The organism is Sodalis sp. RH21 (genome assembly GCF_047324175.1).
Classification (GTDB): Bacteria; Pseudomonadota; Gammaproteobacteria; order Enterobacterales; family Enterobacteriaceae; genus Acerihabitans.
Genome location: NZ_CP178732.1, coordinates 4,825,722 through 4,850,130 on the forward strand (window position 1 = coordinate 4,825,722; position 24,409 = coordinate 4,850,130).

General features: G+C 57.2%; 21 protein-coding genes and 1 pseudogene. 7 read left to right on the plus strand and 15 right to left on the minus strand.

All coding sequences use genetic code 11. The annotated features are described in order from the left end of the window. Positions 1 to 187: 187 nt before the first annotated feature. A complete protein-coding gene (fbp, locus tag ACL2XP_RS22305) occupies positions 188 to 1,195 on the plus strand; it encodes a class 1 fructose-bisphosphatase (protein WP_413735425.1) in 1,008 nt (335 codons plus the stop codon). Between the two features lie 202 nt (positions 1,196 to 1,397). On the opposite strand, the gene ACL2XP_RS22310 is transcribed toward fbp, so the two are convergent. Further along, the gene (locus ACL2XP_RS22310; protein WP_413735426.1) at positions 1,398 to 2,996 is read right to left on the minus strand and encodes a methyl-accepting chemotaxis protein; all 1,599 of its coding nucleotides are present in this window, start codon (positions 2,994 to 2,996) and stop codon (positions 1,398 to 1,400) included. Between the two features lie 260 nt (positions 2,997 to 3,256). On the opposite strand from ACL2XP_RS22310, the gene ppa reads away from it, so the two are divergent. Next, positions 3,257 to 3,784 (plus strand): inorganic diphosphatase, encoded by a 528-nt coding sequence (gene ppa, locus ACL2XP_RS22315; protein ID WP_413735428.1) that lies wholly within the window; start codon positions 3,257 to 3,259, stop codon positions 3,782 to 3,784. Between the two features lie 107 nt (positions 3,785 to 3,891). Here the strand turns inward: ppa and ACL2XP_RS22320 are convergent, their stop codons facing one another. The 3 genes from ACL2XP_RS22320 to tamA are packed head-to-tail and all read right to left on the minus strand — an operon-like array spanning position 3,892 to position 9,757. Continuing rightward, complete coding sequence (locus ACL2XP_RS22320) at positions 3,892 to 4,239, minus strand: gamma-glutamylcyclotransferase (RefSeq protein WP_413735429.1); 348 nt, start codon at positions 4,237 to 4,239, stop codon at positions 3,892 to 3,894. Positions 4,240 to 4,241: 2 nt separating this feature from the next. Further along, entirely contained in the window at positions 4,242 to 8,057 is a 3,816-nt protein-coding gene (gene tamB, locus ACL2XP_RS22325) for an autotransporter assembly complex protein TamB (protein ID WP_413735430.1), read from the minus strand. Further along, positions 8,054 to 9,757, minus strand: coding sequence for an autotransporter assembly complex protein TamA (tamA, locus tag ACL2XP_RS22330; protein ID WP_413739259.1), 1,704 nt, complete (start codon positions 9,755 to 9,757; stop codon positions 8,054 to 8,056). Before tamA ends, tamB begins: the two co-directional genes overlap by 4 nt. Before the next feature lie 259 nt (positions 9,758 to 10,016). Here tamA and msrA point away from each other — a divergent pair, with 259 nt between their 5' ends. Continuing rightward, positions 10,017 to 10,658, plus strand: coding sequence for a peptide-methionine (S)-S-oxide reductase MsrA (gene msrA, locus ACL2XP_RS22335; RefSeq protein ID WP_413735431.1), 642 nt, complete (start codon positions 10,017 to 10,019; stop codon positions 10,656 to 10,658). 154 nt (positions 10,659 to 10,812) lie between these two features. Continuing rightward, complete coding sequence (locus ACL2XP_RS22340; RefSeq protein WP_413735432.1) at positions 10,813 to 12,144, plus strand: hemolysin family protein; 1,332 nt, start codon at positions 10,813 to 10,815, stop codon at positions 12,142 to 12,144. A 245-nt stretch (positions 12,145 to 12,389) separates the two neighbouring features. Here the strand turns inward: ACL2XP_RS22340 and ACL2XP_RS22345 are convergent, their stop codons facing one another. Next, positions 12,390 to 12,596, minus strand: a complete 207-nt coding sequence (locus ACL2XP_RS22345; protein ID WP_413735434.1) for a DUF1107 domain-containing protein — start codon at positions 12,594 to 12,596, stop codon at positions 12,390 to 12,392. Positions 12,597 to 12,916: 320 nt separating this feature from the next. On the opposite strand from ACL2XP_RS22345, the gene ACL2XP_RS22350 reads away from it, so the two are divergent. Further along, positions 12,917 to 13,483 carry a YtfJ family protein gene (locus ACL2XP_RS22350; protein ID WP_413735435.1) on the plus strand — a complete coding sequence of 189 codons (567 nt, stop codon included), beginning with the start codon at positions 12,917 to 12,919 and terminating at the stop codon, positions 13,481 to 13,483. A gap of 5 nt (positions 13,484 to 13,488) precedes the next feature. Here the strand turns inward: ACL2XP_RS22350 and cysQ are convergent, their stop codons facing one another. Next, positions 13,489 to 14,235: a 3'(2'),5'-bisphosphate nucleotidase CysQ gene (gene cysQ, locus ACL2XP_RS22355; protein WP_413735437.1), complete on the minus strand. Its 747-nt coding sequence runs from the start codon at positions 14,233 to 14,235 to the stop codon at positions 13,489 to 13,491. Positions 14,236 to 14,362: 127 nt separating this feature from the next. Beyond that, entirely contained in the window at positions 14,363 to 14,983 is a 621-nt protein-coding gene (locus tag ACL2XP_RS22360; protein ID WP_413735439.1) for a peptidylprolyl isomerase, read from the minus strand. 196 nt (positions 14,984 to 15,179) lie between these two features. Between ACL2XP_RS22360 and ACL2XP_RS22365 the strand changes: the two genes are divergently transcribed. Continuing rightward, positions 15,180 to 15,818, plus strand: coding sequence for a LysM-like peptidoglycan-binding domain-containing protein (locus ACL2XP_RS22365; protein WP_413735441.1), 639 nt, complete (start codon positions 15,180 to 15,182; stop codon positions 15,816 to 15,818). A 302-nt stretch (positions 15,819 to 16,120) separates the two neighbouring features. Here the strand turns inward: ACL2XP_RS22365 and rplI are convergent, their stop codons facing one another. The 5 genes from rplI to yjfP form a co-directional block, all read right to left on the minus strand. Further along, a complete protein-coding gene (gene rplI, locus ACL2XP_RS22370) occupies positions 16,121 to 16,573 on the minus strand; it encodes a 50S ribosomal protein L9 (protein ID WP_413735442.1) in 453 nt (150 codons plus the stop codon). Between the two features lie 38 nt (positions 16,574 to 16,611). Continuing rightward, on the minus strand, positions 16,612 to 16,839 hold the full coding sequence (gene rpsR, locus ACL2XP_RS22375; protein WP_048637617.1) for a 30S ribosomal protein S18: 228 nt from the start codon (positions 16,837 to 16,839) through the stop codon (positions 16,612 to 16,614). A 4-nt stretch (positions 16,840 to 16,843) separates the two neighbouring features. After that, positions 16,844 to 17,161 (minus strand): primosomal replication protein N, encoded by a 318-nt coding sequence (gene priB / locus ACL2XP_RS22380; RefSeq protein ID WP_413735443.1) that lies wholly within the window; start codon positions 17,159 to 17,161, stop codon positions 16,844 to 16,846. A gap of 6 nt (positions 17,162 to 17,167) precedes the next feature. Then, positions 17,168 to 17,563: a 30S ribosomal protein S6 gene (gene rpsF, locus ACL2XP_RS22385; RefSeq protein ID WP_413735444.1), complete on the minus strand. Its 396-nt coding sequence runs from the start codon at positions 17,561 to 17,563 to the stop codon at positions 17,168 to 17,170. Between the two features lie 504 nt (positions 17,564 to 18,067). Continuing rightward, positions 18,068 to 18,817 (minus strand): esterase, encoded by a 750-nt coding sequence (gene yjfP / locus ACL2XP_RS22390; protein WP_413735446.1) that lies wholly within the window; start codon positions 18,815 to 18,817, stop codon positions 18,068 to 18,070. Between the two features lie 92 nt (positions 18,818 to 18,909). On the opposite strand from yjfP, the gene bsmA reads away from it, so the two are divergent. Continuing rightward, positions 18,910 to 19,215 (plus strand): biofilm peroxide resistance protein BsmA, encoded by a 306-nt coding sequence (gene bsmA / locus ACL2XP_RS22395; protein WP_413735447.1) that lies wholly within the window; start codon positions 18,910 to 18,912, stop codon positions 19,213 to 19,215. 47 nt (positions 19,216 to 19,262) lie between these two features. On the opposite strand, the gene rlmB is transcribed toward bsmA, so the two are convergent. The 3 genes and pseudogenes from rlmB to ACL2XP_RS22410 form a co-directional block, all read right to left on the minus strand. Further along, a complete protein-coding gene (gene rlmB, locus ACL2XP_RS22400; protein ID WP_413735449.1) occupies positions 19,263 to 20,000 on the minus strand; it encodes a 23S rRNA (guanosine(2251)-2'-O)-methyltransferase RlmB in 738 nt (245 codons plus the stop codon). Positions 20,001 to 20,168: 168 nt separating this feature from the next. Next, positions 20,169 to 22,595: pseudogene (rnr, locus tag ACL2XP_RS22405) on the minus strand (ribonuclease R); the annotation flags it as partial. A 468-nt stretch (positions 22,596 to 23,063) separates the two neighbouring features. Then, positions 23,064 to 24,362, minus strand: a complete 1,299-nt coding sequence (locus tag ACL2XP_RS22410) for an adenylosuccinate synthase (protein WP_413735450.1) — start codon at positions 24,360 to 24,362, stop codon at positions 23,064 to 23,066. Positions 24,363 to 24,409 lie beyond the last annotated feature (47 nt).

A 24,409-nucleotide genomic window follows, 5' to 3' on the forward strand; every position in this document is an offset into this window, starting at 1 on the left:
GACGTTAGTGGTAAACCGGCCAGGAGTATATGGGCCAGTGGTTTTGGTAAGCGGTAACGGGTCAGTGATTTTCGGTTAGCGATACGAGTTAGGGGTTATTATGGGTTCAGGCAGGTTAAATGAATAACCGATAATACCGCTTTTCATCCATGGCTACAGTGTCTTATTTCGATTCAGGGAAAGTGTTATGAAAACGTTAGGCGAATTTATCGTTGAGAAGCAGCACGAATTTCCACACGCTACCGGTGAGCTTACCGCGTTGCTCTCCGCGATAAAATTAGGTGCGAAGATCATACATCGCGATATCAATACCGCGGGTTTAGTGGATATCCTGGGCACCAGCGGCGTGTCCAATATCCAGGGCGAAGTCCAGATGAAACTAGACCTGTTCGCCAATGAAAAGCTAAAAGCGGCGCTGAAAGCCCGTGGACAAGTGGCGGGGATTGCGTCTGAAGAAGAAGACGAGATCGTGATTTTTGACGGCGATCGTTCCACCAGCGGCAAATATGTGGTGCTGATGGACCCGCTGGACGGCTCTTCCAATATCGACGTCAACGTATCCGTCGGCACCATTTTCTCCATTTACCGCCGTATCACCCCCGTAGGCACGCCGGTTACGGAAGCGGATTTTCTGCAGCCCGGCAATAAACAGGTCGCGGCGGGATATGTGGTGTATGGCTCTTCCACCATGCTGGTCTACACCACCGGCTGCGGCGTCCACGCCTTCACTTACGATCCCTCCATCGGGGTATTCTGCCTGTCCCACGAAAGCGTGCGCTTCCCGGCCACGGGCAATATGTATTCAATTAACGAAGGCAACTACATCAAGTTTCCCACCGGCGTTAAAAAATACATTAAATATTGCCAGGAAATGGATGAAGCCACCCACCGCCCCTATACCTCGCGCTATATCGGCTCGTTGGTATCGGACTTCCACCGCAACCTGCTCAAAGGCGGCATCTACCTTTACCCCAGCACCGCCACGCACCCGCAGGGCAAACTGCGCCTGCTTTACGAATGCAACCCTATGGCATTCCTGGCCGAACAAGCGGGCGGCAAAGCCAGCGACGGCGCCAACCGCATCCTCGACATCCAGCCGGAAAAACTGCACCAGCGCTCGCCGTTTTTTGTAGGCACGGAATCAATGGTTAACGACGCCGAACGCTTTATGCGCGAATACCCGGACAACAACTAACCATAAATACCCCTTGGCCCGCCAAGCCCGCGAGCGCCGGCGCTGACAACGTGCCGGTTAAAGGGAAAGCGCGCCGTAGGGGTTGAGGCGGCCATCTCCTGGCCGTCCGAACGCCCCTTGGCACGGTAAGCCCGCGAGCGTCGGCGCTGACAACGAACCGGTCAAAGGGAAAGCGCGCCATCTCCCGATGGCGCCCTCCACCTCAGGCCGCGGCCTTCTCTGTTTCCTCCGCCCCAATCTCACCCGCTTCCAACTGAAATAACGCCATGCTGGCCGCCAACTGCTCCGACTGCGCCTGCAGCGAACGCGTAGCGGCGGTTGACTCCTCCACCAGCGACGCATTCTGCTGCGCTACCGCATCCATCTGCGACACCGCCAGGGAAATTTGCTCGATCCCGCGGCTTTGCTCATCGGTGGCATTGGAAATCTCACGCATCAAACGGGTCACGCGCATCACTTCTTCAGAAATCTCGTCCATGGTCTCCCCGGCGGTATGCGCCATTTCCGACCCTTCGTTAACCCGCCCCTGGGACTCTTTAATCAACCCCTTAATTTCTTTGGCCGCCTCGGCGCTGCGATGAGCCAAATTGCGCACCTCCCCCGCCACTACCGCGAACCCGCGTCCCTGCTCGCCGGCGCGCGCCGCCTCCACCGCCGCATTGAGCGCCAGAATATTGGTCTGAAAAGCAATGCCGTCAATCACGCCGAGGATATCGGCGATACGCCGCGAACTGGAGGTAATGGCCTGCATTTTCTCAATCACGTAGCACACGACTTCGCTGCCTTTATCGGCGGTATCGGATACCGTCTTGGCTAATTCATGGGCCTGGCGGGCATGCTCGGCATTAAGTTTTACCGTTTGGGTCAGTTGCTCCATACTGGCCGCGGTCTGCTCAAGGGCGGCGGCGGACGCCTCGGTACGCTGGGACAGATTCACATTGCCGGACGCCAATTCCCGCGTACCCGCATCGATTTGCCCCCCGGCCTGCCGCACTTCGCTGACCGCATCCGCCAGGGATTGTTGCATCAATGCCAACGCCCGGTTCAGGCGCCCCAGCTCGTTGTTGCGGTTCACCGCCACCGGATGATACAAATCGCCGGCGGCGATATGTTCCAAATGCACGATCGCGGTATCCAGCGGCCGCAGAATAAAATATCGCATCATCAGCCAGGCCGTGGTCGCCAGCGCCAGGCTCAGCACACAGGCGATAATGACCAGCGTCAACTGCAAACGGGCACTATCAGCCGCGGCGAGCTGGATATCCTGCCCGGCCTGCGACGCGAATTGCTGAAAACCGGCGAGCTGTTGATCCATCTCGTTGCTCAGCGGGGTTAAATGAGTTTCCAGCACTTGGTAATAGGCATCGATATCAGCGTTGCTCAAGGCTTTAAGCACCGCTTTAACGCCCTGGTCGTTATAGCGCTGATAAACCATATTCAGCTGTTGGGCGCGTTTCGCCCCCTCGGAGGTGATCGACCCCACCGCCATAAATGCCGCCATGGCGTCGTCGGCCTGTTTGGCCAGCGCTTTGGCGTTATTGGTGGAGGTCTGGGCTTCGTTAATCAGGCCGGTTTCAAACTGCCTGACCGCCAGCGACGCCTCGGTGCGCGCACGCAGCGACGCATTATAAGCGCGACTGAGCGAACCCAGCTCTTCTCCCTGGATTTGGTTAGTGGCTTGCAGAGAATGTGAACTTTGCCGGATGGTATAGAGACTAATGCCGCTGACAATAAATAAAATTATTGTCATCAGTACCAGCCAGGTGAGCAACCCGACCTTGACGCTCATATTTTTGAACATTGTTCCTGCCCCTGCTTTTTCAGATGTTGATGAAGACAAATCACCCGGCAGAGGCCGTACACTCCGCCCTGCATCGGTTATCGGACGCGGCAGGTTTTACTTTATCGATTTGGCGGTTATAAGCGGATTATGTGAAATATCTCACAAGGCTTGGGCAAAAGCTAAAATGACCGGGGTTGGTGAATCAGCGGTGAACTAACGTAAAATTTGGTTATAATAGGCGTCACGCCACTCTATTAAGCACGATTAAGGAAATTGACATGAGTTTGAATCAGGTACCGGCAGGTAAAGATCTTCCCGAGGATATTTATGTTGTGATCGAAATCCCCGCCAACGCTTCGCCTATCAAATATGAAATTGATAAGGACTCCGGCTCGCTGTTTGTCGATCGTTTCATGTCCACCGCCATGTTCTACCCGTGTAATTATGGTTATATCAACCATACCCTGTCCCTGGATGGCGATCCGGTGGATGTGCTGGTGCCCACGCCTTACCCGCTGCAACCCGGTTCCGTGATTCGCTGCCGTCCGGTGGGCGTGCTCAAAATGACCGACGAAGCCGGTGAAGACGCCAAGCTGGTGGCGGTTCCCCACACCAAGTTGACCAAAGAATATGATCATGTGAAAGACGTGGAAGATCTTTCGCCGCTACTGCGGGCACAAATCACGCATTTCTTTGAACACTATAAAGATTTGGAACAGGGTAAATGGGTGAAAGTGGCTGGCTGGGAAAATGCCGAAGCCGCAAAAGCGGAAATCATTGCCTCGTTCGAACGCGCTAAAAAATAATCATCGCCGGAACAATGCGTTAACCCGGCCTTGCATTATGTGTTGAATGTGGCCCGCGCCGGGCGACACCTCTCCTTCGTGGAGCGTGTCGCCCGGCGCGGCGCCAATCAGGGCTCGTCGTCCCGCTTGGCCCAGTCGCCGCCCTTAAGCTGCCGCAATCCCTCCACCGGGCGTTGATAGACATACATCCAGGCGCTGCCATAAGGCGTCGCAATCAATGCCCGTTTATATTCACCGCTTTTTGTACGCAAGGCATCCAGCTCGGCCAAGGTCGAGGAATCAATGCGATAGACTTCACAATATACCGTCCCCTCGCCAGGGACTACCGCTGGGTAATGGCCGAGATCGTACAATTCAAAACCCGAGATCTCATGATCTCCCAGCCATTGGCCGTTCGTCATCCAGTGACTGTTGCCCTGATTGCGTCGCAGACTACCGTAGACAATTATTCGCATCGTTAAAACTCAAACTGATAGAGCAAGTCTAATGCCTGGTTAAGACCAGACACGGCTTCCAGATAAAGTCTAGGCATTAAACGGTAACGTAACGTTAACGTTGCCAATGAATCAAAAATACCGACACCATATTTCACTTGCAAACCGGATGTGAGATACCCGCTGACCACTACCTGGGAGTCGTCGCCAACGCCCTGGGTGTCGAGTGTTAAATCACTCACACCGAATGCCGCGCCGATTTTACCCACAAGTTGCCCGCTTTGCGCAACCCCCATGCCGATTAACATCGATGTCATCGCGCTGCTGTCGGCGCCCGGGGTATTGAGCCCCTGGCCCCGCAGCAGATATGACAGCGCTTCCTGCTGCGATTTCACCGGATCGGAGAAGACCTCAAGCTTGGGCTGGTCGGCCATGCCGGTAACCCGCACCCCGGCCGTTACGCCGTCCGCGGTGGAATCAGGGTTGCGGATGGCTTCGATATTCAGCAACGGCTGATCCGGGGGGCCGGCAAACATCAGCTGTCCGCGCCGGATGATTAAATCCTGCCCATAGGCGCTGAAACGCCCGTAAGGGATATTGATTTGACCGTTCAGGCCCAGCCCCTGCTTATCCTGGACCATTTTCAGATCCCCTTGCAACCGCGCCTTGAGGCCGAATGCATCCAGCCGGACATCGTCGCCCACATGGATGATCAAATTGCTGTTGATGGTGGTCGATACTTTTGTCCGCTCCACCGGCTGTAGGCGATCGTCAAGGATCACCTCATCGGGGGAGACGCCAACCGCGCTCGGAGGCAACTCTTTTACCACAATCCGCGCCCAGGGAATATCAACCTTACCGTTCAAGGTGAATAGCTGCGGCGCAGCTTCCAAAACAATGTCGGGAGACACGTCCATGCGCACCATGGGCGGCACGGTAATTCTGACGCGTGTGCCCTGCGCCGCGATCCTGGCGCGCCAGGCGCTGATCTGGCTCCAATCGGCGTTGCCGGTTAAATTGATCTGCCCGTGGGTGGTTTGAATCGTCCCCTGCATTTGCGAACTGGTGCCGGCGAAGCTCATCGCCAGGCGGCTCTCGGCCATGGCAAACGGCATCCAATTGCCGCGGATCAACACGCGTTCGAGATTCAATTGCCCGAACAGCTGCGGCTGGGCGACGCTGCCGCCGATGCGCAGGTTGGCATTCAGCATGCCGGCGGCGCTTTCACCGCGCGACAAAACGGGATTAACGATGCCAAGGGACAGCCGGGTGATGTTCATGGTGCCCGACAGCGTCCGCCGCCCCAGGGGATCGCCCACCTGGATCTGGCCGTTGAACTGCCCGTTGCCGGCAATGCCCACCTGCCAGTCCAGACTGGCGCGGTCATGATCCAGACCGGCGGTCAGATTCAGCGTTTCAAACGCGATGGGCAACGCGTTGCCCTGAACTTGCTGCACCGCCTTCACGCCCTTGCCCGACAGCGTAATCCTGGCCCGCGGCAACCCGCCCCCCGGCTGCCAGCTGATATCCGCCCGGCCGGTGAAGACGCCGCCCAGCGCGGTCTGCTCCGGCAGGTAGGGTTTGACCATGGCCAGATCGAAACGGTTGAGCGCCAGCGTGGCCTGGCCGCTGGCGCCGGCGTCAATGGCGGTGGGCACGCAAATTTGGGCGTCGGGGTTTAACCAGCAGTGCGGTCCGATGGTTATCCGCTGGGCGCTTTGCTGGTAATCCAGCGCCATATCGCGGCTTAGCCGCCATTCGCCCACCGGGCTGCTAAAGCGGGTCTGGCTCAGGGCGCCGCGCCAGCGCCGCTGTTGCCGATCGTAACCGCCGTTTAGCACCAGGCTGCCCGCCACCGGGTCGCCCTGGAGATTTAAGCGCAGCTGATGCCGGCGTTCGTCCCCGGTGGCCGCCAGGGTCAGTTGGCGCACCACGAAATCATCCTGCTGGAGCCGGTCGACGCGTAAATCCAGATCGCCGCGCACGATATCGCTGGCGCTCAGGTTGCCGTTCAGGGCAACCCGGCGGATGGTTAACGACTGCCAGCGCAAATCGGCGGCGGTGAGATTCATACGCACCTGCGGGCTATTTCTATCGCCGCGGACATTAAGCGTGCCGCGGGCGGTCCCGGCCAGGCCCGGCAGCGTGCCATTCAGGTTCGGCGCGTCAATCACCGCGTCCAGGGCCAGCCGCTCATTCAGGTCGCCTTTGATATCCAGGCTATTGCGTCCCAGCGCCAGGCGCAGATCGGGAATATGCCATTGGCCGGCGGCGTTGCCGCTCAGGGAACCGCGGGCGGTGACCTGATTTTGCCTGACATTGCCGTCCAGGGTCAGCTCCGGGACGCTGAGCTGCCAGCTGCCGCCGTGCATGCTGCCCCGGGTAACTATTTTCCCGGCCAGCTTGGCCGGCCAGTCCGGCCATTGCCGGGCGGTATTGATGCCAGCCAGCGTCAGTTCGCTGCGCCAGCTTACCGCATCGCTCCAGTCCACTACCGCGCTGAGATCGCTCACGCCTTCGAGCGCCGTCACCCGCAGGCGCGAGAGGGTAAACTGAGTGGGATTGCCTTTACCGTCCAGCGCCAGATCCGCCGGCGGCAGGCCCTCGCCGCTGAGGGCCCCATGCATGGCGAGGGTGTAATCCACCGCCTTGCCGTCGACGTTTACCGCCAGATTACGCAGGCGATATTGCGCGTCCCCGCTTAGCGGCCACTGAAAACCGGGGCTGGCGAGCGCCACGTTCAGCGGCAGTCCGGCGTCCGCCAGCCGGGTCTTGGCGTTAAACTGCGCTTTTACCGGGCCGGAGAAATTAAGCGCCGCCGTGAGCTGGTCGCGCAAGCCGCCGCCGACATTGAGTTTGATCTTCTCGCCTTTGATCGGATCGACATTCAGAATGGCGTTAACGGTTAAATCCACCGGCCATTGCCCGCTTAGCTGCGCCCGTCCGCTGGCATTCAGCGCCCCCTGCACGGCATCGATGCGCAGCCGCTCAAGGGTAACCTCCCGATCGACGGTTTGCCCCTGCATGATGAACTGGTTCACCAGGATATCGGTATCGCCGGTCAAGCGCAGGTTCTGCCCCCGCAGCGCCCGCAGTTGGATATTCACCGGCAGATGCACATCGGGCAAATCGGGCAGCACGGGATGGGCGAACAGCGCGTTTAACGTCTCGGCCAACGGCGGCGGCTTAAGCGCCGCGGCTTTCTGCGCCTCGGCGCGGGCGGCCGCCTGCCGCTGCTCGTCGGTTTGGGCGACGGTCTCCACGGCCTTATCGGCGAGCACCTCGACGGCTTTGGGTAAGGCCACCAGCAGGCCGTTGATATCGGTGGGAGCGATAATCAGATTATTGCCGCGAAAATCCATACCGGTATGGAACTCATTGAGGGCGATAACGGTATCGTCGATATGCAGCTGTACGTTATTCAACCGCAGGCTGCGCAGGATCAGCGGATAGGGGGTGGCGATCGCGCCGCTTGCGTCCTGGGACGCCGGCGCGGCCTGCCCCGGCGCCAGCGCCGCGGTCTTAACCTGGACATCCACATCACGCAGGTCGATGGTATCGAGGCATAATTCGCTGTGGCGCAGGCAGGAGAAATCCATCGCCAGGTGGAATTGCCCGGCATTTACCGTTACGCCCGGCATTTGATAACGGATGCCCTTGAGGGTTAAATCGCGCCAGCCGCCGGTGACGCCGGCGATTTCCAGCCCCGGCACCCAGCGGGCCGCGCTGTTGATCGCCAAATGCAGGCCGCTGGTGGTGCCGAGTAAATACGCCAGCGCTCCCAGCAGTAGCAGCACAATGATCAATACGCCCAGGCCGATTTTTTTTGCAAGGCTCATAGTTCTGTCCCTAACCCTATGTAAAATTGCAGTCCATGCTCATCGGGATCGCCGATGGGTGCGGCGACGTCCAGCTTGATCGGCCCCACCGGCGACTGCCAGCGCACCCCGACCCCGGCGCCGGTTTTCAAGTTGGTTTGCCGGAAATCATTTACCGCCTGGCCCGTATCGATAAACGTCGCCCCCCACCATCTGCCGGTCACATTGTATTGATACTCCAGCGACCCGGTGGCCAGCTTTGAGGCGCCGGTCAGCTTGCCGTCCTCGTCGCGCGGCGATATGGCGCGAAACCGGTAGCCGCGGATGCTACGGTCGCCGCCGGCGAAAAAACGCAGCGAAGGCGGCACCCGTTCAAAATCGTTGGTTTCAATCCAGCCCAGATTGTAACGCGCCACAAACCGGTGTTTATCCGCCAGGGTGCGGACCCAGACGTTTTGCGCCTGGATAATAAAGAAGTCGACGTCCGATCCCCAGGTAGTGTCGGAAAGGTCGAACGAGTAGCGCTGGGAGTCCCCCCAGGTGGGCATCAGCCCGCCCCGCTGCCGGGTGCGGTTAATGGTGAAACCGGGATACAGCAGCATGGTGGTATCGGTGACGTTGGCCTGGGTAAAGTGATCCAGGCTCCAGCGTAAATTAACCGAACGCTGCCAGCCGCTGGAAAAATCCCAGAAACGCGCCACGTTCAGGGTGGTTGAATCGGACTTGGTATCGTTGAGATCTTCGCGTTTAAACCCGCTTTGCAACACATAATATTGTTCAAGCGGGCTTTTTTGCAGCGGGATTTTATAATTGAAATCCAGCGCCTGCTCGGGCGCGGAAAGGCTCAGGTTGGTTTGCAGGCTATGGCCGCTGGAATTAAGCCAGGGGCGGTTCCAGGTGGTTTTGACCCGCGGCCCGATGTCCGAGGCGAATCCGACCCCTGTTTCGATGATATTCCTGGTGCGCGGCGTGACCACCGCATCCAGCGGCAGGGTTTTGTCCGTCTTGGCATGCGTAAAATCCGGGGACACCACCACGGAGTTAAACCAGTTGGTGGCGGCAAGCTGGCGATTGAGTTCTACCAGCGAGCTGGCGCTGTACTCGTCGCCCTCGCGGATAGTGGGAATATTTTGCAAAAAATCTTCGCGGATTTGCGCGCCGTGAAAACGCACTTTGCCAAAGCGGTAACGCTGGCCGCTGTCGAAAATAACATCCCAGAACGCTTCATGGCGATCGGGCGATACGCCGAGTTGCCGCTGCGGAAAATCCGCATCGAAATAGCCATTGCGCACGGCCAGACCCGTCAATCCGTTAATAAGACCGGTATAATCCCCGTGGTTGAGCACGCTGCCGATAGCCGGCCGGCTGCGTTGCACCAGGCGTTGATAATCGCGATCCTGGCGCGCGTCGCCGCGCAAGCTGATATTAACGCCGGCAATCTTGACCGGCTCGCCCGGGGAAACCCGGGCCACCAGCACCGCGCGCCCGCCGTTCACCGCGGGGCGGAATTCGAAATTAATCTCCGGGGAATAATAGCCCAGCGCGCGCAGCCCTTCGCGCACGACGCCGTCCACCCGCGCCTGAAAACGCGCGTCGGCGGTAATTTCATCCGCGCCGATGGTCGACAGGCGCGCCCGGACATTGCGTTGCAGTTCCCCCTGTAGGCCTTCAACCTGCAAACGTACGTTGGCGGCATAGGACCAGGGGGTGGCAAGCAGCATGCACAGCAGACATAACAAGCGATTTTTCGGCACGCAGGCTCCTGAGTTGACTTTCCTGAGAATGAATTCCTTACGCGCACATTCGCCATCATTCCAATTATTCACCGGCTTAGGGGTTGTTTTTCATCCTTTTACCCTAAAATACAGCCTTAAGCTTACATCTTAACGTAATATCGGTGTTTATTGTCTGTAAAGAAAAAGTGTAAAACAACAGGTAATAGCCCATTATTTTGATAAACCGTCCATACAGGAGCCTACCGTGGCGCAAAATTTTGATAAAACCCAGCTGGTATCACAGAGTGATGCCTTACCCGGTCGCCTGACGCCAATGCCGGTGGCCACCCTCCACAGCGTCAACGGCCATTCCATGACCAATATCCCGGATGGCATGGAAGAAGCGCTGTTCGCCATGGGGTGTTATTGGGGCGTGGAGAGATTATTCTGGCAGGTGCCCGGCGTTTACAGCACCGCGGCCGGCTTCGTCGGCGGCTACACGCCCAATCCCACCTATCGCGAAGTCTGTACCGGCCGGACCGGCCATGCGGAGGCGGTGCGCGTCGTCTTTGACCCGGCGGTGATCGCCTATACTGAATTGCTGCAATATTTCTGGGAAAATCACGATCCGGCCCAGGGCATGCGCCAGGGCGGCGATATCGGTTCGCAATACCGTTCGGCCATTTTCGTGCTGACCCCGGAGCAGGAGCAAGAAGCGCTGGCCAGCAAGCTGCGTTTCCAGCAGGCCATGGCCCAGGCCGGGGACCGCCGTGAGATTACCACCGCTATCGAACCGGCCACCCCGTTCTATTATGCCGAGGATGAGCACCAGCAATACCTGTACAAAAACCCGCAGGGTTACTGTAACCTGGGTGGAATAGGCGTTTGCCTGCCGCCGCAAGCGTAATCATTAGCAGCCCCGATGGGGCTGCTGCTATACTGTTCGCACCGTCGGGCGAACGGTCAATACCCCCGGTATAAGTACGTAATCGGTTATCTTTTCACAATACATTGCCCTTCAAAGGCGCGCTGGCATAACGTCAGCCCGAAGTGGTCAAACTATGCTAAACAGTATTCTGCTTATCCTGCTATTGATTGCGGTGAGCGCTTTTTTTTCCGTATCGGAAATTTCTCTCGCCGCTTCGCGCAAGATCAAACTGAAACTTATGGCCGACGACGGCAATATCAATGCCAAGCGCGTGCTGAAGCTTCAGGAAACGCCCGGTATTTTTTTCACCGTCATCCAAATCGGGCTCAACGCGGTGGCCATCCTCGGCGGTATCGTGGGCGACGCGGCATTCTCGCCCTCTTTCGCCGCCATTCTCGTGCGCTTTATGTCGCCAGAAATGGCCGATCAGATTAGTTTTATTTGTTCTTTCACGCTGGTCACCAGCCTGTTTATCCTGTTCGCCGACTTAACCCCGAAACGCATCGGTATGATTTCACCGGAGGCTTGCGCCGTACGGATCATCAACCCGATGCGCTTCTGTTTGTTAGTGTTCCGCCCGCTGGTGTGGCTGTTTAACGGCCTGGCCAACGTTATCTTCCGGTTACTGAAACTGCCGATGGTGCGCAAGGACGACATCACCTCCGACGATATTTACGCGGTGGTGGAAGCCGGAGCCCTGGCCGGCGTGCTGCGCAAGCAGGAACACGAGCTGATTGAAAATGTGTTCGAGCTGGAATCCCGCACGGTGCCGTCATCCATGACTTCGCGCGAAAGTATTATCTTTTTTGATTTGCGCGAAACCGAAGCCAGTATAAAAGAGAAAATCTCAACGCATCCTCACTCGAAGTTTCTGGTTTGCGACGCCAATATCGATCATATCGTCGGCTACGTGGATTCCAAGGATTTGCTGAACCGCGTGCTGGGCAACCAGAGCCTGGCGTTGAATAGCGGCGTCCAGATTCGTTCGGCCCTGATCGTGCCCGATACCCTGACGCTGTCCGAAGCGTTGGAAAGCTTCAAAACCGCCGGTGAGGATTTTGCGGTAATCCTCAATGAATACGCGCTGGTGGTGGGCATCATTACCCTGAACGATGTTATGACCACCCTGATGGGGGATTTGGTGGGGCAGGGCCTGGAAGAACAAATCGTGACGCGCGACGAAAACTCGTGGCTGATCGAAGGCGGCACCCCCATTGACGACGTGATGCGGGTGTTGCACATCGATGAATTCCCGCAGGCGGGCAATTATGAAACCATCGGCGGTTTTATGATGTTCATGCTGCGCAAGATCCCCAAACGGACGGATTTCGTGCGCTATGGCGGGTATAAATTTGAAGTGGTGGATATCGATAGCTATAAAATCGATCAGTTGCTGGTGACCCGTATCGAAGAGAAATCTACGTTGGTCCTGGCGAAAACCACGGATAGCTCCAACGTCGCCTGAACAGCGCGCCAACGCGGATTGATTGGTAGTGGTTCAGGCAGGCCCCGGCGGGTGTGGATGGCGGCATGACGCTTAGCGCTATCCGCCCATCCAGGGCCTGAAACATCTGCGTATCTTTCGGTGACTTCAGGTGATCCCGTGTTACCGGCTAACGGCACGCCCCGCTCATCTGGCTTGGGGGCTGGCATCGAGCTGTCCAGCGAGCTGGCTGCCGCGCCGGCATGGCATGGTTTGACCCTGGCGGGTCAGGCGATGTCCAACTGGAGCCTCATCACCTGCCGGTTAACTTCCGACATGACATGGAAATGCTGTTTATCGCGGACCTTGGGCAACAGGATTTTGCCTTTATCGAATTCGAATGCGCCGAACCCTTTGATATAGATTCTGCCGCGGAATAAGGTCTTAACATAGGTTGCTACCTTGATAGCGTTATAGCGATGGAAGATTCTCATTTTTTTACTTTACTCCCGTGATTAATATCCTCATGCCGTAACAAGTTGTTCACCAGCATGAGGCCCAACACTAACATTTAATAAGAGCTAGCATTTGTGCTTAAGTTCACGCAATTACGGGACTCTGCGCTGTTTTTACATAATTTGACAGAACGCTATAAAAGCCTAGCACTAAGGGCAGTACTTTTATGCTAAAAGCGTTATGCTAAAAATGCTGTCCGCATGCCGTTTTTGTGCTATCGGTTCCAATATGGCGGTTTCGGCCGCTTGCCACGGGCCGAAACCGCTTTGCGGACCCATCCGCCCAAAGGAGTTTTCTCATGCGCTGCCCGCTGCCCCTGGTTCTCCTGGCATTAATCCTGCCCCTGCATCTGTCCGCCCACACCCTGACGATCGGTAAACCGCTGCCCAAGGTGGCGATCGCCGAGCAGGGCGAACTGCTTTACCAACAAGATCGGTTTAGCTATCAATTCTGGGATAGCTCGCAGTTGAAGGGAAAAATCCACCTGATACAGCATATCGCCGCCCGGTCTTCCGCCAGCGAGATGAACGCCGCGATGATCGAGTCCATCAAGAGCGCTAACTTACCCGGTAAATATTACCAAACGACGACAATCGTTAATGAAAACGACGCATTATTCGGCAGCGGTTCCTTTGCCCATAATTGGGTCGAGAATAATAAAAAGATGGCGGTCCAGTCGCAATTCATCCTCGATACCCACGGCAATGTGCGCCAGGCATGGCACTTGCTGCCCAAGGGTTCGGCAATCATTGTGCTGGATGCCCGGGGACGGGTGCGCTATGTCAAGGAGGGGGCATTGTCGCTCAAAGAGATACAGGAAGTGACGGATCTATTGCGCCGCCTGGTGCCAGGCGGCGCGTCTTAAACCGCTCAGAACAGCGAAACCCGGAACCCGGGATTGAGAAAGGATTCCCGCGGATGGTAATCCAGGGTGCGGCCGGTCCAATCATTGACCAGGGCTCCCGCGGCGGCGGCCACGGCATGGCCGGCGGCGGTATCCCACACGCTGGTCGGTCCGAAACGGGGGTAGAGCTGAGCGCTGCCTTCCGCCACCAGGCAAAATTTCAGCGAAGAGCCGATGGTGACGGTCTGATGTTCACCCAATTGCGCCAGGTAATCCTGTAATTCGCTATCGTCGCTGTGAGAGCGGCTGACCACCACCAGCGGCGGCCTGGCTTCCTTGCAATGGATCTCCAGCCGTTTGCCGTCCGGCGTGACTTTCCACGCGTTGCCCGCGTCGGCGGCATATAACACATCGGTGGCGGGCGCATAGACCACGCCCATAACCGGCTGGCCGTCTTCGATTAACGCGATATTGACCGTGAATTCGCCGTTGCGGCGCAGGAATTCCTTGGTGCCGTCCAGGGGATCGACCAGCCAGTAGCGCGTCCAGCCGCGGCGGACCTCCCACGACGGCGTATCCTCCTCGGAGAGGATGGGAATATCGGGCGTCAGCGCCCGCAATCCGGCGGCAATCACATTATGAGCGGCTAAATCAGCGGCGGTCAGAGGAGAATCGTCGGTCTTATGGGTCAATTCGAGCGGACGATCGCCGGCGTAGACCTGCATAATGGCGGCACCCGCATCGCGCGCCAAACGGCAAATAGGTTCAATCATTTCGCACCTCGGATTGTATGTCATAGCAATCAGACTCGTTGGGGGCGTGCTCAACAATCTGCATCCAGATTAATGCGTTAACCGCTGGGGCGCGGTCTGGTCGCCCCCAGCGGTAATTAAAGCGACATTAAAGAATGTCCAATAGCTCCACTTCAAATATTAGCGCACTAAACGGCGGAATGGATGCGCCGGCGCCGCGTTCGCCGTAAGCGAGGCCATGGGGAATATAAAGCTCCCACTTGGAACCGACCGGCATCAGGGTCAGGGCTTCAATCCAGCCGGGGATCACGCCGTTGACCGGGAATTCCGCCGGCTGGCCGCGCTGCACCGAACTGTCGAATACGGTGCCGTCAAGCAAACGGCCGGTATAATGCACGCTCACCCGATCCTGCCGCGAAGGGATGGCGCCTTCACCTTGCGTCAATACCTTGAATTGCAGGCCGGACTCGGTCACCCGCACACCGTCTTCCTTGGCGTTGGCATCAAGGAATTCCTGCCCGGCCACCGCCAGATGTTTCTGGCGATCGAGGCGTACCGCATCCGCGCGCTCGTGGATAATGCGCAGGGCGCGATGGATGGCATCGACCGGTACCGCCGGGGAATTGCCCGCCAGCGCATCGCTCAGGCCCGCCAGCAGGGCTTCGGGCAGCAAGCCTTCCAGCCCCGATTCCTGAAGCTGCTGTCCCACTTGCAAACCGATGCCGTAACTGGCCTGGGCTTCAACGCTGTCTAAAGATGGTGCGCTCATATTTTTTCCTTGAATTGATAAAAAGCGAAAGGCGCAGCATAACAGCGCAGGCCTTTAGGGTAAAATCCTCAATGATGAATATGAGTACCGCGCCGCGCGCCAGCCGATCGGTCAGACTCAATTAAGCATGGAGGTTCACCGTGTGCCGCTCTATACTTCCCCGGGTTACAGGTAAACCATTGCAAGAGAGGTTATCATGGGCAGAATTTCGCCCGGGAAAAACAAAATCCCACGTTTTTCCTTTTTGGGACTTGGCGGATTCAAATGGAAGTGGCCTTTACGCCCGCGGCCCGATGATGATTCCGAATCAGCGGGCCGGCCGATGCTGACGCTGCTGAAAAGAATTTGGCACCTGCCCGATGACTTCGGCTGGATGGGGGCATTGCCGCTGCCCCACCGGCGTTGGGTGCTGGTTGCCGCACTGGTTATCCTGCTGGCTATTCTGTGGCCCTACTCCCCCGCTACCCCGGTAGCGCCCCCCACGGGCGATCGCGCAGCACAGGGCCCGGTTTTGCAGGCCGAGCTGGTCGATAATCCCGCGGCCACCTCTGCCGCGCCGGCCCCGGCCGCTAACGGCCAATTGCATCGTTACCGGATTGTCGACGGGCAAACGCTGGCGCAGCTGTTCCGCGAGCATAATTTGCCGGTGGGGGATGTGTTTGCGATGGCCCAAATCGAGGGCGAAGATAAGCCGCTGAGCAATTTACAGGCGGGCCAGCAGGTTGAGATCCAGCAGAATGCCCAGGGCGTGGTGACGGCGCTGGAAATTGAAACCGGCGGGTCCGGCAAGATACGTTTCGTCAGGCAACCCGACGGCAGCTACCTACGGCGTTAACCAACCACTCCGAACGGCCTGGCGCGGGGATCGCCAGACAGCAAAACGCCGGCATAAAGCCGGCGTGAGCTTGATGACAAAGCCATATTTGCGGGCATGATGGGCAGATCGTAAAGACGCCGTAAATACCTCCCTGTAGGCTCGGGCGCGCCATCCCTGGCGCGCTACGCTTTACTCTTCTTACCCATCATGCCCACTTCGAGCTTATGCGCATGTTTGTCAGCAGTCTGACGCCGGCATAAAGCCGGCGTTTTACCAAGAGCATAATCGTTGACGTCAGTCTTGCGACTTCAGTCGTTCAATTAGGCTTCAGCTACCACGATAACATTCAGGGTGGCAAAAACTTCGTTGTGAACCTGGATGTTGATGTCGTGATCGCCGATGGTGCGCAGCACACCATTAGGCAGACGCACTTCGCTTTTGGCGACGTTAACGCCGGCAGCGGTGATGGCGTCGGCGATGTCACGCGTACCGATAGAACCGAACAGTTTGCCTTCGTCGCCTGCTTTAGACGCGATGGTAACGCTACCCAGTTCAGTGATTTTATCAGCACGGGCATGAGCAGCGGCCTGGACGTCAGCCAATTTGGCTTCCAGCTCAGCGCGGCGCTCTTCGAAATATTCAACGTTTTTCTTGGTGGCCGGAACGGCTTTACCTTGCGGTACCAGGAAGTTACGGGCATAGCCCGCTTTAACGTTAACTTGTTCGCCTAAGCTACCCAGGTTGGCAACTTTATCAAGCAGAATAACTTGCATTACCTTATCCTCTCAAAGTCGTATTGGACAGTGACCGATTACTGATGACGATCAGTGTACGGCAACAGAGACAGATAGCGCGCGCGTTTGATCGCACGGGCCAGCTGGCGTTGGTATTTGGCACGAGTACCGGTAATACGGCTCGGGACAATTTTACCGCTTTCGGTGATGTAGTTTTTCAGCGTAGCGATGTCTTTATAGTCGATCTCAATAACGCCTTCCGCGGTGAAACGGCAGAATTTGCGACGACGGAAATAACGTGCCATATGGCTAGTCTCCAGAATCTATCAATTCAATCTGCTCGGCATGCAGAACCATTTTGCTCAGCCCATTGCGCCCTTGATGGCTACAAATGAAACCTTGGATGGTGAGCTGCGTGCCGACCGTTATACTGCGAGTCATCTCTTGTGACTGTTTTCCACTAACCACCACGGGCATACGGCACCATGCTTGTCGTGAAAAACCGGCTTCCTGTTGCTGCGAGCGGTGCTCAAGCACAAACTGGCAGTGAGGAATACCTGACGGACTGACCTTACGAATGGGTGCCTTGCACACGGTGCCTGACAGCATCAGCCGGTTCGCCGCCATCAGCGATTACTCTTCAGAATCCCCAGCATCATTGTCATCGTTGGCTTCGGTGGCGAAGTCTTCACGACGATCGCGGCGTTCATCTTTCGCTTTAACCATCGGGGAAGCTTCGGTGACCGCATGCTTAACGCGCATGATCATGCTGCGGATAACGGCGTCGTTGAAGCGGAAGTTTGTTTCCAGCTCGTCGATCACTTCCTGCGAGGCTTCTACGTTCAACAGGACATAGTGGGCTTTGTGCAGTTTATTGATCGGATAAGCCAGTTGACGGCGGCCCCAGTCTTCCAGACGATGAATGATGCCCTGCGCATTGGTGATAACACCCGTGTAGCGCTCAATCATGCCGGCAACCTGTTCGCTTTGGTCAGGATGAACCATAAAAACGATTTCGTAATGACGCATACAGAATTGCTCCTTACGGATTATTCAGCCTCCTGTCAGGGTCAACCGCGGCCCATGGAAGCAAGGAACGTGATAATTGTGCGGCTGAAAAATGACGCGCAATCTTACATTTATGGGGCGAGGAATACAAGGGTTGATACTGGGGAAAACCGGCGGTAAGGTAAGGGAACATCGAATATCTATTAATTAGCAAAAAAACTATTCAAAATGCATGCTTTTTGTTCAAAAAAACTGATTAACACAATCAATAAAGTGTTATTTCCCGCTCCCGCCCGCTGGCATATACTGTTTATTATCTAATCAGGGTCGGCGTCGGCCAAGCCGTTGACTCAAAATAATTCTCCGTATCTCCAACACCAGGGAACAACCAAGAAAAAAGTAGTCGCCTTGTTTTCAGCCCCCTTGTGGGGCTTTTTTATTTCTACCTGACCCCGCATCCCCTTGCCCGGCCGCCATCCGGGAGCTTATCGAAGCGTGGCTTGGCGGAATCCCAGGCCGCAATGATTAAAGATGTTGCTGAAAAAACGCCACGCCGGCGGCCAGCGCCGATACCGTGATTTTATGCCCGATGCCCGGCTCGGTCAGCAAGGTGGCCTGATGTCCCCCCTCACGCGCGTCCAGCGCCCGGTACAGGCGCGTGCTCTCGCCCGCCGGTACCAATGGGTCGGCTTCCCCGTGCCAGATGAGCAGCGGGCGATTGGCGAGTTTATCGAGCTGGTGATACACCTCATAATCCGCCAGGGACGCCGTGCGGCGCTCAAATTCCTTTTGCCGCACGGATGAAGTCAGCGCCACCGGCGGGAACAGGGTCTTCGCCAGCGACGTATAATCGCCGGCCCCCATAAAATCCGCCACCGCGCGCAGCCAGTCATAGCGGGCCATGGCGCCCAGCGCCGTCATGCCGCCCAGGGAAGCGCCGCAAACTCCCAGGCGATCGCCCTCGATCGCCCCCTGGCGCAGGTAATGATCTTTCAAGCCGGGCAGTTCGTCGATATTGCTGCGCAGGATGTCCCAGAAGTGACCCAGGCGGCGGTGCTCATCGCCGTCAAAGCGGGCGCCGTGCATCGCCGCATCCGGTAAGATAACGCGAAAACCGGCTTTCGCCAGGGCATAGCCAAAATAGCTGTACACCTCTTTTGACGAGGTGTATCCATGATAAAAGAAAATCGTCGGTAACGGCTGGCGGTGTTTCCCCGCGGGTACCGCATGTATAACGTCGATACCGTCGATACACTCCTGATGCATTTCGACCATTTTACCCCCAGATAAAAGTCCTTTGCCCTTTACCGCTCGGTGTTGAAGCGCTGATGTATACTTTTATTAGTCACTCGTGGAACTCTAAGCCTATGAAATTACGTATCGTGTTCATGTTTATCGCCAGCGTGCTGCTGGCCGGTTGCAGCACGCTGGCCGGCACCCCTGCCGCTCCGCCGCCGCCCACCGACCGGGCCCAGGAAATCAGCCGCAACCAGACCGGCTCCTTGACCCAACTCGGCCGGGTTAGCGTAAATGAGCGCGGCAGCCCGATGGACGCCGAACGGGCGATTATCGACCAGGCGAATGCCCGCCAGGCTAAGTATTACCAGATTATTATGTTGGCTGAAACCATTATGCCGGGAGTGTGGCGAGCAGAGGCGGTTTTATATCGTTGAGGCGGCGATTCCACGCCGGTGGAATCGCCGCGCCGGGACTAACTAAGTCAGGCCGGCTGCCGCTGGCGTACCGCCTCGAACAGGCATACGCCCGCCGCTACTGAGACATTCAGCGACGACACGGAGCCCGCCATCGGGATGCTGATCAGCTCGTCGCAATGTTCGCGGGTCAGACGGCGCATGCCTTCGCCTTCGGCGCCCATTACCAGCGCCAGCGGGCCGGTCAGCTTGCTCTGGTAGAGGTGATGATCCGCTTCGCCGGCGGTGCCGACGATCCAGACATTATGTTCTTGCAACAACCGCAGGGTGCGGGCCAAATTGGTGACCCGGATTAGCGGTACGGTTTCCGCTGCGCCGCTGGCGACTTTCTTTGCGATAGGGGTCAACTGCGCCGAACGATCGCGCGGCACGATAACCGCGTGGACGCCCGCCGCGTCGGCGCTGCGCAGGCAAGCCCCGAGGTTGTGGGGATCGGTGACCCCGTCGAGCACCAGCAGGAAAGGCGCGGCATGCTGTTCCAGCAAGGCCGCCAGGTCGTTCTCCTGCAGTTGGCGTCCCTCTTGTATCCGCGCCACTATGCCCTGGTGAACCGCCCCTTCCGAGGTCTCATCCAGCCATTGGCGGTTCGCCACCTGGATAACGATGCCGGCGGCTTCCAGCTCGACCACCACGTCATGCAAACGCCGATCGTCGCGGCCTTTGGCAATATAAACCTCTAGAATACGCTGCGGATCGCGGTCCAGTAATGCTTTGACGGCATGGATGCCGTAAATGATTTCGCTCATGTTTATCTTTTATCGCTATATGGGCCACGCTGGCCCATAGGTTATCGGTCGCGGATGATCTCCGGCGCTACTCTATCCCGGCCGCTATTGGCCCGGTTTACTTTCCGTACCGGTTTTTTTTCTGCTGCGCCGGGGTTTGCCGGTCGCGGCTTTTTTCGGGGCATTATCGGCGCCGGCAGCCGCATCGGTTGTCCTGGCTCCGGCCTTGGCCGGCGCTTTTTTGGCGCCGGCACCCTGGCCGTCTTGCTGGCGAAACGCGCTGTCCGGTTCAAAATTAGCCGGTTTTTTGCCCGAGCGCCGGCGCCGGGGTTTTCCGTCGCCATTGGCGCCGCCGGCATTAGCGCCCGCGCCGCGGGCCGCCTGCTGAGTCCGTCCCCGTTCGGTCTTGCCCGCGCCGCGCGGCTGGCGGCGGCTGGACACCAGGGAAAAGTCGATTTTACGCTCGTCCATATGCACCGCTTCGACTTTGATTTCCACCACGTCGCCCAAACGATAGACGCGCCCGCCCGATTCGCCAATCAGGCGCTGGCCGATATTGTCATAACGGTAGTAGTCATTATCCAGGGTCGAAACATGGACCAGCCCATCGATAAACAGATCGTTGAGGCGGACAAAAAAGCCAAAGCCGGTAACGCTGGCGATGATGCCGCTAAAGACTTCGCCGACGTGATCCTGCATGAAGTCGCATTTCAACCAATCCGCGACATCGCGGGTCGCTTCATCGGCCCGGCGCTCGCTCATGGAGCTTTGCTGGCCCAATTGCAGCATTTCCGCCATTTCGGCGTGCCAGCCGCCGGTAGGGGTGGAACGGCCGGTGGCCTCCCCTTCCTGCTTGGCCAGCAGATACTTGATGGCCCGATGCAGCGACAAATCCGGATAACGGCGTATCGGCGAGGTGAAATGCGCATAAGCCTGTAAGGCCAAACCAAAATGGCCGCGGTTTTCCGGGTCATAGATGGCCTGTTTCATCGAGCGCAACAGCATGGTTTGCAGCATCTCGTGATCCGGCCGGGCCGAGACGATGGTCATCATATCGGCATAATCCTTCGGCTCGGGTTTGATCCCGCCGCCCAGGGTCAGGCCCAATTCGCCCAGCACGGTGCGCAGGGCGGTGATGTGATCGTTGCTCGGACGATCGTGCACCCGGTACAGCGCCGGTTCGTTGTTTTTCTCCACGAACCGCGCCGCGGCGATATTGGCCAGGATCATGCACTCTTCAATCAATTTATGCGCGTCGTTGCGTTTCACCGGTTCAATACGGTCGATGCGGCGTTCTGCGTTGAAAATGAACTTGGCTTCGTCGGTCTCAAAGGAAATGCCGCCGCGCTGAACCCTGGCCTGCTCAAGGGTTTGATACATTTCATGCAGCGTTTGCAGCCCCTTGACCAGCGGATGGTATTGCTCGCGCAGGTCGCGATCGCCCTGCAATATCTGCCACACCTTGTTATAGGTGAGACGGGCATGGGAATTCATGACCGCTTCGTAGAATTTATACGAAGAGAGCCGTCCCTGCGCCGAAATGGTCATTTCGCAAACCATGCACAGCCGGTCAACCTGCGGATTAAGCGAACACAGGCCGTTGGAGAGCACCTCCGGCAGCATCGGGATAACCTGCGACGGGAAATAAACCGACGTTCCGCGGCTGCGGGCCTCGTTATCCAGCGGCGTATTGGGACGTACATAATAACTGACGTCGGCAATGGCCACCCACAGGCGCCAGCCGCCGCCGCGTTTCTTCTCGCAGCATACGGCATCATCGAAATCGCGCGCGTCTTCGCCGTCGATGGTCACCAGCGGCAGGCTTTTGAGATCCACCCGGCCGCGTTTTGCCGCTTCGGGCACTTCCTCTTTCAGGCTCGCCACCTGGCTTTCCACTTCCGGCGGCCAGGTATAAGGGATGTCGTGGGTGCGTACGGCAATATCCACCGCCATGCTGGTACCCATATTATCACCCAGCACTTCCACCACTTTACCGATGGCTTTGGTGCGGCGCGTCGGACGTTGGGTCAGTTCCACTACCACCACGAACCCCATGCGGGCGCCGCTGGTGGCTTCCGGCGGAATAAGGATATCGAAACTGAGCCGACTGTCGTCCGGCACCACAAAAGCACTGCCGGCATCGGTAAAGTAACGACCGACAATCTGACTGATTTTAGGAACCAGTACCCGAACAATTCGCGCTTCGCGCCGGCCTTTACGATCCGCGCCCATAGGCTGCGCCATCACCACATCGCCGTGGATGGCCATTTTCATTTGTTCGGCGGAGAGGTAAAAATCGTCCTTGCTGCCTTCAACCCGTAAAAAACCAAAGCCGTCGCGGTGGCCAATCACCGTGCCGCGCAGCAAATCCAAACGTTCCGGCAAGGCGTAACACTGCCTGCGGGTGAAAATCAACTGGCCGTCGCGCTCCATGGCGCGTAGCCGGCGACGCAGGCCTTCGACCTGGTCTTCACCGGTAATATCTAAATCCTGCGCCAGCTCTTCGCGGCTGACCGGGGTTTCCCGTTTAGCCAGGTGAGCCAGAATAAACTCCCGGCTGGGGATGGGAAATTCGTATTTCTCGGCCTCTCGTTCGAGAAAGGGATCTTGTGACATGCGCTACCTCCATTGCCTAAAACGGGTTGCTGTGCCGATGTCATTCAACAAGCAATAATGTGTAGCGCGGCGGATTCCCCGCCCTAAAATCTCACCATTATGGGTTATCGATGATAGGGGAAAAATGTCAAAGGCCCTGCTGCAACAGCTGTTCCCAACGGCAGGCAGGGTAATGTGACAACGCTCCGCTTTATATTCGCACTACATTAGACCAGCATTCATTGATCAGGGTGTAAGCCCTGTTGACCGCGCATCTGCACTCATAACATGTGGATATGATGGCAAAGCAGCGGATTACAGGAAAACAGATGTAATAAGAGTAACCTTTAGGAACCAAACAGGCTATAAAACTTGTCGTCGGCTGGTAAGGAGACTGGGGGTTCAGAAAGGATAACTCTTTGAAAATAAAAGACAAACCGGGCATTGCCCGGTTTGTTACATTTTTAGCGTTTTACGGCTTTGCGGCCGTTATGCGTCAAAAGGGTCACGTAAAATCATGGTTTCAGTACGATCCGGGCCGGTAGAGATGATGTCGACCGGTACGCTGGTGACTTCCTCAACGCGGTGGATATAACGCTGCGCGGCATCGGGAAGCTTGTCGAACGCCTTCACGCCGAACGTGGATTCGCTCCAGCCCGGCAGGGTTTCGTACACGGGGACGATGCCTTCCCAGCCTTCGGCGGCCAAAGGCGTGGTTTTGACTTCACGGCCGTCGGGCATGCGATAGGCGATGCAAATTTTGACTTCCTTCAGACCGTCCAGCACGTCCAGCTTGGTCATGCAGAAACCGGAAAGGGAGTTGATTTGCACGGCGCGACGGACCGCAACCGCATCCAGCCAGCCGGTACGGCGGCGGCGGCCGGTGGTGGCGCCAAATTCGTTGCCCTTGATGGACAGGTACTCGCCTACGTCATCAAACAGCTCGGTAGGGAACGGACCGGCGCCGACCCGGGTGGAATAGGCTTTAACGATGCCCAGGACATAATCTACATAACGCGGCCCGATACCGGAACCGGTGGCAACGCCGCCCGCGGTGGTGTTGGAAGAGGTTACATAGGGATAAGTGCCGTGGTCTATATCAAGCAAGGTGCCCTGCGCGCCTTCGAACATGATGAACTCGCCGTTTTTACGGGCGGTATCCAGCAGCTCGGACACATCCACCACCATGCCGGTGATGACATCGGCAATAGCCAGCACATCGTCAAGGATCGTCTGATAATCGACCGCTTCGACTTTATAATAATTCACCAACTGGAAATTATGATAGTCGACGATTTCTTTGAGTTTAACGGCGAAGGTTTCTTTATTAAAGAGATCGCCGACGCGCAGGCCGCGACGCGCGACTTTGTCTTCATACGCGGGGCCGATACCACGCCCGGTGGTGCCGATGGCTTTGTCGCCACGGGCCTTTTCACGCGCCATATCCAGGGCAACGTGATAGGAGAGGATCAGGGGGCAAGCTTCGGAAATCAATAAACGTTCGCGTACCGGAATGCCGCGTGCTTCGAGTTCGCCCATTTCTTTCATTAGCGCATCCGGTGCTAACACCACACCGTTGGCGATAATGCTGGTTACGTTTTTACGCAAAATACCAGAGGGGATCAAATGAAGTACGGTTTTTTCACCGTTGATAACTAAAGTATGACCGGCGTTGTGCCCGCCTTGATAGCGGACTACATATTTGGCCCGTTCGGTCAGCAGGTCCACGACCTTGCCTTTACCTTCGTCACCCCATTGGGTGCCCAGTACGACAACGTTCTTACCCATCTCTCAATTCACCAGGTTGCTTAAAAAAGGATTCTAACATCTCAGTC